The following is a 14,186-nucleotide window of genomic DNA, read 5'->3' as shown; positions in this document are numbered from 1 at the left end:
GGCTGACGGAACCTGTTTCTTCAATAGATGAAGGGGCACCTGCAATTGCCTTCCGGGATTGCATGTGCCGCCAAAGGAGCATCCATGATCGAACATCATCCCACGACAATTTACGGCACGACCATCGTCACCGTGCGCAAGGGTAACAAGGTCGTTATCGCCGGCGACGGACAGGTTTCGCTCGGCAATACCGTCATGAAGGGCAATGCGCGAAAGGTTCGCCGCATCGGCAAGGGCAATGTGATTGCCGGTTTCGCCGGAGCCACCGCAGACGCCTTCACCCTTCTGGAACGCCTCGAAGCGAAGCTGGAGCAATATCCCGACCAGCTCATGCGCGCTTCGGTCGAACTCGCCAAGGACTGGCGCACCGACCGCTATCTGCGCAAGCTGGAAGCCATGATGCTGGTTGCCGACAGCAAGGTAACGCTGGCGCTGACGGGCACCGGCGACGTGCTTGAACCCGAACACGGCGTCATGGCCATCGGTTCGGGCGGCAATTATGCGCTGGCCGCTGCCCGCGCGCTGGTCGATACGGACAAGTCAGCCGAAGAAATCGCCCGCAAGGCGATGGATATCGCCGCCGATATCTGCATCTACACCAACCACAATATCATCGTGGAAAGCCTGGACGCAGAATGAGTTCGCTCGCGCAGGCCTCAAAACCGAGTGCGCAACGCTGGGGTCTGGGCGCCCTGATCGTTCTCGCCATACTCGCAGTGCAAGCCTCCTGGCTTTACTTCGACGGGCGGATCGCCATGTGCGAATGCGGGACCATAAAATTATGGTCGGGTTCGCTGATGACCGAAAATTCGCAGCATATATCCGACTGGTATACGCTGTCGCATATCATCCATGGCTTTCTGTTCTACTGGCTGTTCACGGTCATCGCACCCAAAGCCCCGCTCGGCTTGAGACTTGCGGCTGCGGTCGGCATCGAAGCCGTATGGGAACTGGTCGAGAATTCGAACTTCATCATCGAACGCTATCGCGCCAATACGTCCTCGGTGGACTATTTCGGCGACAGCATCGTGAATTCGGTTGCCGACACGGTTGCCGCCCTGATCGGCTTTCTGATCGCAGCCAAACTGCCAACGAAAATAACCGTCGCCATCGCGCTGTTCTTTGAAGTTCTGGCGCTGATCGTCATTCGCGACAATCTTACGCTCAACGTGATCATGCTGCTGCATCCGTTCGAGTTCATCAAGCAGTGGCAAAGTGGGTTATAATTATGAGTAATTTCTCTCCCCGTGAAATCGTCTCCGAACTCGACCGCTTCATCATCGGCCAGAACGACGCCAAGCGCGCGGTCGCTATCGCCCTTCGCAATCGCTGGCGCCGCCAGCAGCTCGAAGGCCAGATGCGCGAAGAGGTCATGCCGAAAAACATCCTGATGATCGGACCGACCGGCGTCGGCAAGACAGAAATTTCCCGCCGCCTCGCAAAGCTGGCCGGTGCGCCTTTCGTCAAGGTGGAAGCGACCAAGTTCACCGAAGTCGGCTATGTCGGCCGTGACGTCGAGCAGATCGTCCGCGATCTCGTCGAAGTTGCCATCACGCTCGTCCGTGAAAAGCGTCGCGACGATGTGAAGGCCAAGGCGCATCTCAATGCCGAAGAACGCGTGCTGGATGCACTGGTCGGCAAGACCGCCAGCCCCGCCACGCGTGACAGTTTCCGCAAGAAGCTGCGCAATGGCGAAATGGACGACAAGGAAATCGAAATCGAGGTCGCCGATACCGGCTCCGGCCCAAGCTTTGAAATTCCGGGCATGCCGGGCGCCAATATCGGTGTCATGAACCTGTCCGACATGCTGGGCAAGGCCATGGGCGGGCGCACCAAGACGCGCAAGACCACGGTGAAGGATTCCTATCCGATCCTGATCAATGATGAATCCGACAAGCTTCTGGATCAGGACCAGATCGTTCAGGAAGCGCTTCGCGTCACCGAAGACGAAGGCATTGTGTTCATCGACGAGATCGACAAGATCGCATCGCGGGAAGGTGGTATGGGTGCCGGTGTGTCGCGCGAAGGCGTGCAACGCGATCTGCTGCCGCTGGTCGAAGGCACGACCGTTGCGACCAAATACGGGCCGGTGAAGACCGACCACGTGCTGTTCATCGCATCCGGTGCGTTTCACGTATCCAAGCCGTCCGATCTTCTGCCGGAACTACAGGGCCGTCTGCCGATCCGTGTCGAGCTTAATGCGCTGACACGCGAAGATTTCCGCCGCATCCTGACGGAGACCGAGGCAAGCCTGATCAAGCAGTATATCGCACTGATGGAAACGGAAGAGGTGAAGCTGGAGATCACCGATGACGCCATCGACGCTCTGGCCGATATCGCTGTCGATCTCAATGCGACGGTTGAAAACATCGGTGCGCGCCGGTTGCAGACGGTGATGGAACGTGTTCTCGATGAAATTTCATACACCGCGCCTGACAAGACAGGCGCAACTTTCGTCATCGACGCGGCCTATGTAAAGGACAAGATCGGCAGCCTTGCCAAGAACACCGATCTGTCGCGCTTCATCTTGTAAAAGTGGCCATAAAGCCACGGCGCGAGTTCACTTTCGCAAATACTGCAAAAACCCCTCGACTTGCATCGGGGGGTTTTTTATTTTCCCCGCAACTTTTACCGAATATTCACCATATCAGGACCGTTTCCACACAATGATCAGAATAATGGGCGCAAAGCCGCGACGCATTTTTGTTGGATTTGTCCTGGCCCTCAGCCTTGCCAGCCAGAGCGCCTATGCAGCGACGGTCGTGCCTCCGGGCAATCGCAGTGCGGAACAGCCCCCAATTCCCGGCGCATCCGCCAAGCGCACGCGTGAGCTGAGCACGACGTACGAGAAGAAGTATCAGAAGATCTACAATCTCCTGAAAAAGGATGCCTCGCTGCGTTCCAAGATCCGCTCAACGGCAGCCGCCTATGGCATCGATCCTATTCATATTGTCGGCGCGATTGTGGGCGAGCACACCTATAATGTCGACGTCTATGACCGGCTGCAGACCTATTACGTCAAGGCCATGTCCTATGTGAACCAGGGCGTGAGCTTCGGCTACAATGGTGAAAGCATCGGCCAGTTCATCAAGAGGCCGGAATTTGCCGACTGCCTGAAACACAAGGACAGCTATTCGCTATGGTCCTGCCGCGAGAATGTCTGGAATAAGAACTTCCGCGGCAAATCTGTCGGTGGCAACGCTTATCCCAACAATCGTTTCAGCGCGGTCTTCTTCCAGCCCTTCTATGCCGGGCAGACATTCGGTCTTGGCCAGATCAATCCGCTGACAGCATTGCAGATGTCCGACATGGTGAACCGCGTTTCCGGTCTGCCCAAGCTCAACGCAGAAGACGGCAATGTCGTCTACAAGACGATCATGGACCCCGATCTGACGCTGCCCTACATTGCGGCGACGCTGAAACAGTCGATCAACTCCTACCGCCAGATCGCCGACTTCGACATTTCGAAGAATCCCGGCCTGACCGCCACGCTCTATAATACGGGCGGTGCCGAAGCACGCGCACGAGCGCTTGCCAACGAAAACGCCAAGCGAAAGGCGGACGGTCAGGAACCTTTGCTACCGCAGGAAAACTACTATGGATGGCTGGTCAATTCGAAGCTTGATGAGCTGAAAGCGCTTTTCTAGTGGGTTTTTCGAATTTGACGTTTGAAACGGGATTAATATCGGACGGGTATCAAACGTCAAATTCAATCCACTAGAGCGCGTTTCGATCTGATTGGATCAGATCGGCGCTCTGATCATTTGTTTCTATGTGCATCTTTTCCGATCGAAGCAGGATCAGAAATCAGTCCAGTGGACTGATTTCCCTGCGTAGGCGTTTCACACTTTTCGGGATGCGCTTTAATCAACTTGAACAGGCTTGATACCGCGGCGGCGCTTTCGCGCCGCCTCTATTTCCTCACTCAGATGCCTGATCGTCTCGCGGTCGATGATGCGGATATTGCGCGCCAGAAGATTGGCGAGTTCTGTTGCCTGCGGCGACAGGCCCGACGTATCGATCACCACGCGCGGATGCGACACGGCGGCGAGGTTCTGCAACTCTTCCGCTTCGTCCCAGATGATATTGAAATAGGTGATGATGCGCTGAAGCAGGTCCCAGGTCGGCTGGCCGCGCCGGCCATGTTCCAGCGCTGACAGATAGGCCGGTGAAACGCGAAGCGCTGCCGCCATATCCTTCTGCGTTACGCCGCGTTCTTCCCGCAACTCGCGCAAGCGTATTCCAAATGGCGTCATCGCGGTCTGCTCCCCCCGGGCAATACGGTTTGCTGTGCCATGGTTTGCGTCTGGCGGCGAAGCCTTACATAGAGGGCGCCATGCCCGCCATGATGACGCGCCGCATCCTCATAGGCACTCACCAGAAGCCGGAACAGCGGTGTGGAAAACCAGTGCGGCACCGCCTGTCGCAAAATCCCTTCGCTGCCGAATGAACGGCCTTTGCCGGTAATAACCATGACGTGACGCAGGCCACGTGCATGTGCGCTGACCAGAAATCCGTAGAGCAGGCCGTGCGCCTCTCCCTGCGTGAGACCGTGCAGATCGATGCGGGCTTCAATATCGACACGACCTTTGGCGATCTTTCGATGCGTCGGCTTGTCGAGTGATTGAATCTGCATTTCGCTGAGCGCCGACAAACCCTTCTTCGGTTTGCTCGCTTCCACTGCAGGCTGAACCTTCGCCTTGGCAGGGCGTTTTTCTTCTTCCGCCATCAGGGATTTGAAGTCGGGAAGTTCGTCCTCACTCGCCTTTGGCTTTATCAGCGGCTTTGCGGTTTTCGCGACCGTCTCCCACAGGATGCGGTCTTCGGGCCGCAGATAATCCTTTTCCGGCTTGTCGGTGTTACGCGCCATCCCGTTCAAGCCTCCAGAAGCCTGCGCGGCACCAGCGCATAAAAGTCAGCATCGTCCTTTACACCACCGGCGATCTCGCCTGCCGTGTCGCCAGAGCCCGCGAACAGATCGCCGCGGGCAGGGCCGACAATGGCCGTTCCCGTATCCTGCGCGATCATCAGGCGTGCAAAGGGTTCGCCGTCAAAGACCGTGACATTGGGAGCACTGGCGTAGATCGGCGTCCCGAATGTGTGGAGCAATTTGTCGACAGCAAGCGAACGCCCGGCGGTCAGCGGAACTTTTGCAGCCGCAATAGGTCCGGCATCCGGGTCGTCCACAGAAGCTTCCCGGAAGAAAATGTAGGACCGGTTCTGCCAGATGAGATCGTCGGCCTTATCCGGATGCTCGGCCAGCCAGCGTCGGATCGACTGCATGGAAATTTCTGAAGCCGGGATTTCGCCATTGGCAACCAGAATGCGGCCGATGCCTGTAAACGGATGGCCGGATTTGGCTGCATATGTAATGCGCAGCAACCCGCCATCGGGCAGTTTCAGGCGTGCTGCACCTTGCACATGCGCGAAAAAGGCATCGACCCGGTCGGCGACAAAAGCGATTTCCAACCCACGCCCGGAAAGACTTCCCTGCTCGATTGTCTGGCGGTCGTCATATTCGGCAAGGCCGTTTTCCGTCCGGCGCGCAAAGGCAAAGGACGGATCAAGTCCGATTGGACGGCTTTCATCTGTCACTTTCACGAGGTCATCGGGCTGGCGCAGGAAGGGCACCTTGAACCGGGTGTCGGCCTCAAGGGAGGCTTCGATCTCCGGTTCATAGAAAGCGGTCACAAAGCCTTTGCTCTGATCGGGAACGATCCGGCAGGGGATAAAATTCTGTTCGAAGAAAGCGCGCGCTTCTTCCACACCCGGATTGTCGAGGCTGCGTGCAGCCGCAAAGATCGGCCCCAACGCTTCGAAACAGATGCCGAGACTGCCGCTTTTGTAAGTCTGGTGGGCCGCATAGTCGGCAGAACGGCGAAACGCAGCGAATGCCGCGGACTGATCGTCCCGGTTCCAGCCCGGACAATCGGAAAAAGCCACCGGGCGCAAAATCCTCGCCAAGTCGTTCATCGCCGCATCCGTCTAACTATGCACAAACAAAAAGGCCGCTGATTTTTTGAAACGCGCATCTTTTCCGATCGAAGCAGGATCAGAAATCAGTCCAGTGGACTGATTTCCCTGCGTAGGCGTTTCACACTTTTCGGGATGCGCTATCGCGGCCGGATTCACATGTTTTCTCTTAATCTTCCGCTTCAGTCGCGACAAGCTTCCAATTTGGATCACGCGATCGTGTGTCGCGGGCAAAGGTCCAGAGATCCTTGATCTCGAGCACGTTTTCCGGATCACCGTCGATCAGCTTGCCGTCCTTGTCAAAGGTGGATGAAATCATCTGGCTGACGATATTGACCGTTACGTGCGCTTCCGACCCCTTCATTTCAGCACCGGCGATTTCCGCCTTGTCGATCCCGACAAAGGACGAACGCACGCTTTCGCCACGGGTTTCGCGGTCGTCGATAGCTGAAACAAAGCCCTCGAAGACATCCTTGGAAAGCAGATTTTTCAGAACCTTGCGATCGCCATCGGCAAAGGACATCACAATCATTTCATAGGCGATCTTTACGCCTTCCACGAAACCGGCCGGATCGAACGAAGGATCGGCAGCGTAAATCGCGCGCATGCCGTCATTGACCGGCGTGCCGACCGGAGCGGCCTTGTCGATGGCGGTGAAATCTTTTTCGCCCGGACGACGTGGCAGAGAGACGACATTATCCGTCTCACCGCTTGCCGGTGCAGCATCGGCACTGCGGGCTGATGTGTAAGGATCGAAGGGCGGTTTTTCACTTCCGGTACGACGGCCAAGAACATTCCTCAGCTGGAGAAAGATGATCACCGCTGCGATGAAGAAGAATATCGTGCCAAAATCAAAAAATTCCATGCCGCCTGCCGCTGATTGAAGGATCAGGCATTTCGCCTTTCCTTATCCCTAGTTTGTATCTCATACATATAGATCGGCTTACGTCATCATTCAAATCCCGATCATGCATACCTATTTGATATTGCATGACAGACAGTTTCAATTTCGTTCCGAACCTGAAAAAGTTACAATTCAGGTTAAATTGAAACGCTGAAACCAAACAACAAAGGTCGTAACTTACGTGTCCTCCTCTCTCGCCCCTCTCGTCATGCTGGCGATGCCTTTCATCGAAATTGCCGGTTTCGTCATTATCGGCAGCAAGATCGGCGTTTTCGCGACTTTGGGCCTCGTTATTCTGAGCGCAATGCTGGGTTTCTTTCTGCTGCGCGTACAGGGCATCGGGCTTTTGCAGCGTATCCGTACCGAAACGGCTGCCGGACGCGTGCCGGATCGCGAAATGGTGCATGGCGCCATGCTGGTTCTGGCAGCAATCCTGCTGATCGTGCCCGGTTTTGTCAGCAGCACCATCGGCATTCTGCTGTTCATTCCGTTCATCCGTGATTTCATGTGGGAAAAATTCATGCGCGGCCGCATGGTCGTTGCGACATCCGCGCGCTATTCAGACGGCTACGGGCAACAGCGTCCCGGTTCAAATCCACGTCAGGACCATGTCATCGATCTCGATCCAGAGGATTATACCACCAGGCCGAATGAAAACTCGCCGTGGAAAGACGACCGTAAAGATCAATGAATACGCAAATACTAACCTAAAAAGCCTTTCTTGCCTCATGCCCGCGCACATGCTAGCCAAACATTCCGACCTTTCGGGGCAGTCTGCGTAGACTGCGCTGGAAGCGCAAAAGTTTTAATCACCGATAGAAGGCATACCGATAATGAGCGATAAGGCCGCGGGCGAAGTAAAGAACGGCAATGGCGCGACGGCCGAGCCGTCCCTCAACATTCTGGCGCAGTATGTGAAGGACCTGTCCTTCGAAAGCCCGGGCGCGCCGCTGTCGCTGCGTCCGCGCGAGAAGGCACCGTCCATCAACATCAACGTGAACGTAAACGCCAATCCGCTTTCCGAAACGGATTTCGACGTTGTGCTGACGCTGGAAGCCAAGGCTGTTGACGGCAAGGACGTCCTTTTCAACACCGAGCTCGTCTATGGCGGCGTGTTCCGCATTCAGGGCATCCCGCAGGAGCACATGCTTCCGCTTCTGTTCATCGAATGCCCGCGTCTTCTGTTCCCGTTCGCTCGCCAGATCATTGCCGACGCAACGCGCAACGGTGGCTACCCGCCGCTGATGATCGACCCGATCGATTTCGCGCAGATGTTCCAGCAGCGGATGGCCGAAGAACAGGCCAAGTCCGCTGTAAAGAGCTGATCATTTCAGACGATAGCGCGGTTCCAGTTAAAGCAGAGCCGTGGAATCGCTCTATCTCTTTGTTTGTACGCATTATCCGACGCAAAACCGCTTCGCACTTTTGCTGGAAATGCTCTAACTGCAAAAAAGCCCGGTTTCGACCGGGCTTTTTTCATATCCGCTTCTGAGACTTACTCAGTACTTTTTCCAGATGGCTTTTTCGCCCAGCTTGTCCACAAGTGCGGCGTGAGCAGCGCGCTCCGCATCGGAAATGCGTGGAGCAAGCGGCCTCGGGCGCGCGGCAAGAACGATGGCAGCGCCGCTCTCTCCGGCATTGTTGCCGCTGACAGCACCGCCCATGCTGAGCCCAAGCGCTGTCTGCTTGCCGCCGATCAGTTCTATATAGACTTCGGCCAAAATCTCGGAATCGAGCAATGCCCCGTGCAGGGTACGGTGTCCATTCTCGATGCCGTAGCGCTTGCACAAGGCGTCGAGTGAATTCGGACCCATCGGATGCTTGCGGCGGGCAAGCGCCAATGTATCGATGATGCGCTCCGACTGGATTTCAGCCTGTCCGAGCCTTGCCAGTTCAGCATTGATGAAGCCAAGGTCGAACATGGCATTGTGTGCCACCAGCTTGGCCCCGTCGAAAAATTCGAGAAACTCGTCCAGAACTTCCGCGAATGTCGGCTTGTCCAGCAATTGTTCATTGCTGATGCCGTGGACCGCGAGCGCTTCGGGATGAACCTGACGCCCCTGCGGGTTGATGTATTTATGGAAAGTGCGGCCTGTGGGAAACTTGTTGATCAGTTCCACGCCGCCGATTTCGATCACACGGTCCTCGAGCCTTTCCAGACCGGTGGTTTCCGTATCGAAAACGATTTCACGCATTGAAGAACCTCTCGGAAAATATCTCGAACAGCTGTAACACAGCGCCCGCGATTATTCTGTCGCGACCGCCGGCTTTCCACTCAATTCCGCAACAATTTCGGTAATCTGACGGCGCAGATTGTCGAAACTACCGCTCGTATCGATAATGAAATCGGCTCTCGCACGCTTTTCCGCATCCGGCGTCTGACGGGCGAGAATGGCATCGAGTTTTTCTTCCGTCATGCCCGGTCGCGCAAGCACGCGAATGTGCTGTATCTCGGCAGGGGCTGAGACAACCACTATCTTGTCCACACGCTTGTCGCCGCCGGTTTCAAAAAGCAGCGGAATATCGATCAGTGCTAGAGCGGCGCCAGCTTGCTCCGCATTGCGGCGAAAGGCTTCTTCTTCCTCACGCACAAGCGGATGAACGATGGCTTCCAGTTTCTTCAGGGCTTCGGGCTTTCCGATGACGGCAGCGGAAAGTTTTTCCCGATTGACCGCACCGTTTTCCACAGTGCCCGGAAACGCAGCCTCGATCAGCGGGGCCGCGCGACCGGAATAGAGCTGGTGCACGGTGTCGTCGGCGCTATAGATCGGCACACCGGCTTCGGCGAACATGTTCGCCGCCGTTGTTTTCCCCATTCCGATGGAGCCGGTTAATCCGAGCACGATCATAGAGCGCCAGCCTTTGCCATATCCGCCAGAATATGCTCACGCAGCGCTTTCGTCACTAGCGGCCTTTTGCCGAACCAGCGCTCGAAACCTGGAACGGCCTGATGCAGCAACATGCCAAGACCATCCACTGTCACCAGACCTGCTTCTTCGGCCTTTTTCAGAAATGGCGTCTTGAGCGGTACATAAACAATATCGGTGGCGACTGCCTTTCGCGACGCCTTGCCAAGATCGAGCGGAAATACTTCCTGCTCGTCATGGCCGCTCATGCCAAGCGATGTCGTGTTGACGATCAATCCGGCGTCGGAGACCAGTTTTTGCGCCGCATCCCAGCCATACGCCGAGACACGTGGTCCGAAATGGGTTGCGAGATCTTGCGCCCGACTCACCGTGCGATTGACGATGGCGACTTTCTTAAAGCCGCGCGACAACAGCGCGTGGGCGATTGCCCGGCTTGCGCCACCAGCGCCCAGAACGAGGGCACTGTCGGCATTATCCCAGCCGGAAGCCGATGCATCGAGATTGGCGGCAAAACCATAGGCATCGGTATTGCCGCCATTGAGCCTGCCATTTTCAAGCCAAAGCGTGTTGACCGCGCCGATGGCCTTCGCGGCCTCATCCAGACTTTCCACCGCAGCATAGGCTGCTTCCTTGTGGGGAATGGTGACATTGCCACCGGCAAAACCGTTTTCGGCAAGCGACGAAGCAAAGAAGCCGAAATCCTCCGGCTTCACTTCTATCGCCTCATAAGAACCGTCGATCCCAAGTTCATCAAGCCAGAAACCATGGATCAGCGGCGACCGCGAATGTTTTATCGGAAAGCCGGTGACAAACGCCTTCTTAGCCATCGATCAGTTTTTCCTTCCGCAGTTCAGCCAGCAGCGGCAGCAGCGGCAGACCGATAATCGTGAAATAATCGCCTTCGATCTTGTCGAAAAGCTGGATGCCCGGTCCTTCGACCTGATAGGCGCCGACGCTCGAAAGCGCGACGTCCCCCACACGACCGAGATAACGCCCGACAAAACCGGGATCCAGATCGCGCATGGTCATGCGGGCAATCGAAACGTGGCGCCACAGGGTTTTGCCGTCCTTCACAAGCACAACCGCACTGTTGAGCTGATGGGTCTTTCCGGAAAATTTCAGAAGCTGGCGGCGCGCCGCTTCCATATCGGCGGGCTTGTGGAAAATCTCGTCACCGAGTGACAGAGTCTGATCGCAGCCGATCACCACCGCGCCGGGGTTCTTCTCGCTTACGTCGAGCGCCTTCGCCTCGGCCAGAACCTGTGCGACTTCTTCCGGCGTAGCGCCCGTTTCATAAAGCGGGGCTTCGACCGCGCGCTCGTCGATATCCGCGCTTGCTGTTGAAAACTCTATGCCGGCATTCTTCAGCAACGCCGAACGGAAGGGGCTTTTAGAGGCAAGAACGAGTTTGTCCGTCATGACAGGAATCCTTGTTTATCCCTTTTCGCTATGCGCACGGAGCAGCGCCAGAATGGCAGCTGCGGTTTCCTCGATCGACCGGCGCGATACATCAATGATTGGCCAGCCGTTTCGGTTGCATATATTACGCGCATAGGCCAGCTCTTCCGAGATCGATACGCGATCCGTATAAAGACCCGTATCCAGCGACGGCACATTGCCGAGCGGCCGGTTCTGGCGGATTTGCGAAATCCGTTCAGCCGTCGCGACCAGTCCCACGATCAATGGACGCTTCGCCGTGAAAAGGACTTCGGGCAAGGGAATCCCCAGCACAATCGGAACATTGGTGGCCTTGATGCCACGATTGGCGAGATAGATGCTTGTCGGTGTCTTGGATGTGCGTGAAATGCCAACAAGAATGACGTCGGCTTCCTCAATGTCATAAGGCAATTGCCCGTCATCATGTTCCATTGTGAAATTGAGCGCGTCGATGCGCCGGAAATAATCGGCATTGAGAACATGCTGTGCGCTGGCGCGGCGATGCGCGGGCGCACCGAGATAGGATTGAAACGTGTTCAGCACCGGCTCCAGCACGGAAACGCTCGGCACGCCCATTTCCGCGCAGGATTCATCAATGATCGCCGCCAGCTTCTGGTCGACAATCGTATAGAGAACGATGCCGGGTTCCGCATCGATGCCCTCAAGAACCTTGCGCAACTGCTTTTCGGTACGGATCAGCGGATAGATGTGCTCGATGGCACGCGCATTGGCATATTGCGCCGCTGCCGCACGACCCGCCGCGAGGAGAGTCTCTCCCGTCGCATCAGAAATAAGATGAAGATGAAAGTAGGAAAGCGGTCTGGTCACAGTTTTGTTGCCCTCCTGTTGACGGCTGTGCGTAAAGGCCGAACGTCTTCCACAAGCCATGGCAGGCCGTGGGAAACTTGGCAAGTCATCCACAGCGGGCGAACATGTGGCGAGTGGTCATCAACATGTGTGGACAAGACTCATGAAAACGCGAAATCCCATCGTAATTCCCAGCTTTTCCACAAATCCTCATGAACTGCGTCAATTGGTAACCCTTTATATTAAAAGAGGGAATTGAGTTTTCATTGTATTTGGTCAGACTATCGGTGAATGATTGCACAGGATGACATGGCAAATTCGGAACTGTGGGGAAAACAGGGACAGACCTTAATCCCCGATTCCAACAGACTCTAAGAATCAAAAGATTCCTGAATCATCCTTTCTTTATGAGAGCCGGACTGGATAACTTCAGACCAAACCGGATCAGGTAACCAACAGGGCGGATAAAAATCAGATGAAGCGCAAAGTCTTGAGAGTGATTGACGGTGAAACGGTCTTTCCACCTCCCATCTGGATGATGCGCCAGGCCGGACGCTATCTTCCCGAATATCGCGAGACGCGGAAAAAGGCGGGGAGCTTTCTCGATCTCTGCTATTCGCCCGATCTTGCTGTCGAAGTGACCCTTCAGCCGATCCGCCGGTTTGGCTTTGATGCAGCCATTCTCTTTTCAGATATTCTTGTCATTCCCCACGCCCTTGGACGTGACCTTCGCTTTGAAGAAGGCAAGGGACCTTTGATGACACCGATTGATGCGGACGAGATTTTCTGGCTTGAGACGGAAGGTGTCGCCAAAAGGCTGGAGCCGGTCTACGAGACGGTTCGGCTGCTGCGCGAGCAGTTGCCCGACGAAACCACGCTGCTGGGCTTCTGTGGCGCTCCCTGGACCGTTGCGACCTATATGATTGCCGGTCACGGCACGCCGGATCAGGCGCCCGCCCGTCTTTTCGCCTATCGCTTCCCCGAAGCTTTTGAAAAGCTCCTGAACGATCTTGCCGATGTTTCTGCCGAATATCTTATCGAGCAGCTGGATGCCGGTGCTGATGCGGTTCAGATTTTCGATTCATGGTCGGGCGTTTTGGATGAGGACTGCTTTGAGCGTTTCTGCATCCGGCCCGTTGCCCGGATCGTCCAGAAGGTGAGGGCGGTTTATCCAGAGGCGCGCATCATCGGCTTCCCGAAAGGGGCAGGAATGCTTTATGCAGGCTATCGTGAAAAGACCGGTGTGGATGCGCTCGGTCTCGACTGGTCTGTTCCCTTTTCCTTTGCTGCCGCCCTTCAGGAAGAAGGCGCGATACAGGGCAATCTCGATCCGCTGCGCGTTGTAGCAGGCGGCAATGCGCTGGATGAAGGCGTGGACACCATTCTCGAACGCCTCGGTCAGGGTCCGCTGATCTTCAATCTCGGTCACGGAATCACACCGCAGGCGCCGATTGAAAATGTTCAGCGCATGATCGACCGTATTCGCGGAGGAAAATCATGAGCCAGACAGCTCCGGAAAATCGCGGCTCGGCAGTCGCCATTCGCACTGTTGTTTCGCTGGTTGTGGTCGCGCTTGGCGTTTGGGCATTGTTTCACGTGAATCCAGCCGACGCCTATCTCTGGATCAAGTCGCTGCATGTGATTGCCGTCATCGCATGGATGGCCGGGATGCTCTATCTGCCGCGCCTCTTCGTCTATCACTGCGCTGCAAAGCCTGGTTCCGAAACATCGGAGACCTTCAAGGTGATGGAGAAACGGTTGCTGCGCTTCATCATCAATCCGGCCATGATCGTGACCTGGATTGCCGGTCTCTGGATGGCTTGGGAAATCTTCGGTTTCCAGGGTGGCTGGCTGCATGCAAAACTGCTGCTGGTCGTGCTGATGTCCGGCCTGCACGGCTATCTCGCCAAGTCGACCCGACTTTTTGCTGAAGACCGCAATATGCGCTCGGCCAAACACTGGCGAATCATCAATGAAGTGCCGACGATTCTGATGATTCTGATCGTCATACTGGTGATCGTTAAGCCGTTTTAATCGGAATACAGTGTCGAGAAAGAAACCCGCTCGCCGGGTTTCTGCCATTTTTCTGTTGCAGAAATTTCGCGCTATCCCTACATGAGGCTTGCTCTGCATGCTGCAAGTCAGTATGTAGGAAGCCTCTTCCCTTCAAGACAGCAGGCCTTCGATGCCGGTCACGA

17 protein-coding genes are annotated in these 14,186 nt (G+C 55.9%); 8 read left to right on the top strand and 9 right to left on the bottom strand.

The genetic code is table 11. From position 1 onward, the window contains the following. Nucleotides 1–84: 84 nt before the first annotated feature. From hslV to LJ361_RS22345, 4 genes are all read left to right on the top strand, one after another. Nucleotides 85–639, top strand: coding sequence for an ATP-dependent protease subunit HslV (gene hslV, locus LJ361_RS22360; RefSeq protein WP_010657667.1), 555 nt, complete (start codon nt 85–87; stop codon nt 637–639). After that, on the top strand, nt 636–1,226 hold the full coding sequence (locus tag LJ361_RS22355; RefSeq protein ID WP_010657666.1) for a DUF2585 domain-containing protein: 591 nt from the start codon (nt 636–638) through the stop codon (nt 1,224–1,226). Before hslV ends, LJ361_RS22355 begins: the two co-directional genes overlap by 4 nt. A 2-nt stretch (nt 1,227–1,228) precedes the next feature. Next, entirely contained in the window at nt 1,229–2,533 is a 1,305-nt protein-coding gene (gene hslU, locus LJ361_RS22350; RefSeq protein WP_010657665.1) for an ATP-dependent protease ATPase subunit HslU, read from the top strand. Between the two features lie 133 nt (nt 2,534–2,666). Next, nucleotides 2,667–3,647, top strand: coding sequence for a DUF1402 family protein (locus LJ361_RS22345; protein ID WP_012091062.1), 981 nt, complete (start codon nt 2,667–2,669; stop codon nt 3,645–3,647). A 216-nt stretch (nt 3,648–3,863) separates the two neighbouring features. On the opposite strand, the gene LJ361_RS22340 is transcribed toward LJ361_RS22345, so the two are convergent. The 4 genes from LJ361_RS22340 to LJ361_RS22325 all read right to left on the bottom strand — a co-directional run bounded on the left by LJ361_RS22340 (nt 3,864) and on the right by LJ361_RS22325 (nt 6,838). Next, nucleotides 3,864–4,256 carry a helix-turn-helix transcriptional regulator gene (locus tag LJ361_RS22340; protein WP_010657663.1) on the bottom strand — a complete coding sequence of 131 codons (393 nt, stop codon included), beginning with the start codon at nt 4,254–4,256 and terminating at the stop codon, nt 3,864–3,866. Then, complete coding sequence (locus LJ361_RS22335; protein ID WP_010657662.1) at nt 4,253–4,870, bottom strand: Smr/MutS family protein; 618 nt, start codon at nt 4,868–4,870, stop codon at nt 4,253–4,255. The genes LJ361_RS22340 and LJ361_RS22335 overlap by 4 nt, the downstream gene beginning before the upstream one ends. A gap of 5 nt (nt 4,871–4,875) precedes the next feature. After that, nucleotides 4,876–5,973 (bottom strand): murein transglycosylase A, encoded by a 1,098-nt coding sequence (locus LJ361_RS22330; RefSeq protein WP_010657661.1) that lies wholly within the window; start codon nt 5,971–5,973, stop codon nt 4,876–4,878. 169 nt (nt 5,974–6,142) lie between these two features. Further along, a complete protein-coding gene (locus LJ361_RS22325; RefSeq protein ID WP_010657660.1) occupies nt 6,143–6,838 on the bottom strand; it encodes a Tim44/TimA family putative adaptor protein in 696 nt (231 codons plus the stop codon). A 220-nt stretch (nt 6,839–7,058) separates the two neighbouring features. Here LJ361_RS22325 and LJ361_RS22320 point away from each other — a divergent pair, with 220 nt between their 5' ends. After that, nucleotides 7,059–7,568 (top strand): FxsA family protein, encoded by a 510-nt coding sequence (locus LJ361_RS22320; protein ID WP_010657659.1) that lies wholly within the window; start codon nt 7,059–7,061, stop codon nt 7,566–7,568. Between the two features lie 142 nt (nt 7,569–7,710). Beyond that, nucleotides 7,711–8,202, top strand: a complete 492-nt coding sequence (secB, locus tag LJ361_RS22315) for a protein-export chaperone SecB (RefSeq protein WP_010657658.1) — start codon at nt 7,711–7,713, stop codon at nt 8,200–8,202. A 174-nt stretch (nt 8,203–8,376) separates the two neighbouring features. On the opposite strand, the gene dnaQ is transcribed toward secB, so the two are convergent. Genes dnaQ through LJ361_RS22290 form a run of 5 tightly spaced genes read right to left on the bottom strand, consistent with a single transcriptional unit; the run spans nt 8,377 to nt 12,009 of the window. Beyond that, entirely contained in the window at nt 8,377–9,072 is a 696-nt protein-coding gene (gene dnaQ, locus LJ361_RS22310; RefSeq protein WP_010657657.1) for a DNA polymerase III subunit epsilon, read from the bottom strand. A 51-nt stretch (nt 9,073–9,123) separates the two neighbouring features. Beyond that, the gene (coaE, locus tag LJ361_RS22305; protein WP_010657656.1) at nt 9,124–9,726 is read right to left on the bottom strand and encodes a dephospho-CoA kinase; all 603 of its coding nucleotides are present in this window, start codon (nt 9,724–9,726) and stop codon (nt 9,124–9,126) included. Further along, nucleotides 9,723–10,571 (bottom strand): shikimate dehydrogenase, encoded by an 849-nt coding sequence (locus LJ361_RS22300; protein WP_010657655.1) that lies wholly within the window; start codon nt 10,569–10,571, stop codon nt 9,723–9,725. The genes coaE and LJ361_RS22300 overlap by 4 nt, the downstream gene beginning before the upstream one ends. Next, nucleotides 10,564–11,163, bottom strand: a complete 600-nt coding sequence (locus tag LJ361_RS22295; RefSeq protein ID WP_010657654.1) for a Maf-like protein — start codon at nt 11,161–11,163, stop codon at nt 10,564–10,566. The genes LJ361_RS22300 and LJ361_RS22295 overlap by 8 nt, the downstream gene beginning before the upstream one ends. Nucleotides 11,164–11,178: 15 nt before the next feature. Further along, nucleotides 11,179–12,009, bottom strand: coding sequence for a pyruvate, water dikinase regulatory protein (locus LJ361_RS22290; protein WP_010657653.1), 831 nt, complete (start codon nt 12,007–12,009; stop codon nt 11,179–11,181). Between the two features lie 454 nt (nt 12,010–12,463). On the opposite strand from LJ361_RS22290, the gene hemE reads away from it, so the two are divergent. Both hemE and hemJ read left to right on the top strand, forming a co-directional pair. Continuing rightward, nucleotides 12,464–13,489 (top strand): uroporphyrinogen decarboxylase, encoded by a 1,026-nt coding sequence (hemE, locus tag LJ361_RS22285; RefSeq protein WP_010657652.1) that lies wholly within the window; start codon nt 12,464–12,466, stop codon nt 13,487–13,489. After that, a complete protein-coding gene (hemJ, locus tag LJ361_RS22280) occupies nt 13,486–14,022 on the top strand; it encodes a protoporphyrinogen oxidase HemJ (RefSeq protein WP_010657651.1) in 537 nt (178 codons plus the stop codon). Before hemE ends, hemJ begins: the two co-directional genes overlap by 4 nt. Nucleotides 14,023–14,186: the final 164 nt, after the last annotated feature.

The organism is Brucella sp. JSBI001, assembly GCF_026014005.1.
In the GTDB taxonomy this organism is placed as follows: domain Bacteria; phylum Pseudomonadota; class Alphaproteobacteria; order Rhizobiales; family Rhizobiaceae; genus Brucella; species Brucella anthropi.
Note: the sequence above shows the minus strand (reverse complement) of the source record. Positions and strands in the feature narration are given on the sequence as shown.

Coding starts and splice junctions, on each gene's coding strand:
- hslV (WP_010657667.1), top strand. CDS start 85: ATGATCGAACATCATCCCACGACAATTTACGGCACGACCATCGTCACC.
- LJ361_RS22355 (WP_010657666.1), top strand. CDS start 636: ATGAGTTCGCTCGCGCAGGCCTCAAAACCGAGTGCGCAACGCTGGGGT.
- hslU (WP_010657665.1), top strand. CDS start 1,229: ATGAGTAATTTCTCTCCCCGTGAAATCGTCTCCGAACTCGACCGCTTC.
- LJ361_RS22345 (WP_012091062.1), top strand. CDS start 2,667: ATGATCAGAATAATGGGCGCAAAGCCGCGACGCATTTTTGTTGGATTT.
- LJ361_RS22340 (WP_010657663.1), bottom strand. CDS start 4,256: ATGACGCCATTTGGAATACGCTTGCGCGAGTTGCGGGAAGAACGCGGC.
- LJ361_RS22335 (WP_010657662.1), bottom strand. CDS start 4,870: ATGGCGCGTAACACCGACAAGCCGGAAAAGGATTATCTGCGGCCCGAA.
- LJ361_RS22330 (WP_010657661.1), bottom strand. CDS start 5,973: ATGAACGACTTGGCGAGGATTTTGCGCCCGGTGGCTTTTTCCGATTGT.
- LJ361_RS22325 (WP_010657660.1), bottom strand. CDS start 6,838: ATGGAATTTTTTGATTTTGGCACGATATTCTTCTTCATCGCAGCGGTG.
- secB (WP_010657658.1), top strand. CDS start 7,711: ATGAGCGATAAGGCCGCGGGCGAAGTAAAGAACGGCAATGGCGCGACG.
- dnaQ (WP_010657657.1), bottom strand. CDS start 9,072: ATGCGTGAAATCGTTTTCGATACGGAAACCACCGGTCTGGAAAGGCTC.
- coaE (WP_010657656.1), bottom strand. CDS start 9,726: ATGATCGTGCTCGGATTAACCGGCTCCATCGGAATGGGGAAAACAACG.
- LJ361_RS22300 (WP_010657655.1), bottom strand. CDS start 10,571: ATGGCTAAGAAGGCGTTTGTCACCGGCTTTCCGATAAAACATTCGCGG.
- LJ361_RS22295 (WP_010657654.1), bottom strand. CDS start 11,163: ATGACGGACAAACTCGTTCTTGCCTCTAAAAGCCCCTTCCGTTCGGCG.
- hemE (WP_010657652.1), top strand. CDS start 12,464: ATGAAGCGCAAAGTCTTGAGAGTGATTGACGGTGAAACGGTCTTTCCA.
- hemJ (WP_010657651.1), top strand. CDS start 13,486: ATGAGCCAGACAGCTCCGGAAAATCGCGGCTCGGCAGTCGCCATTCGC.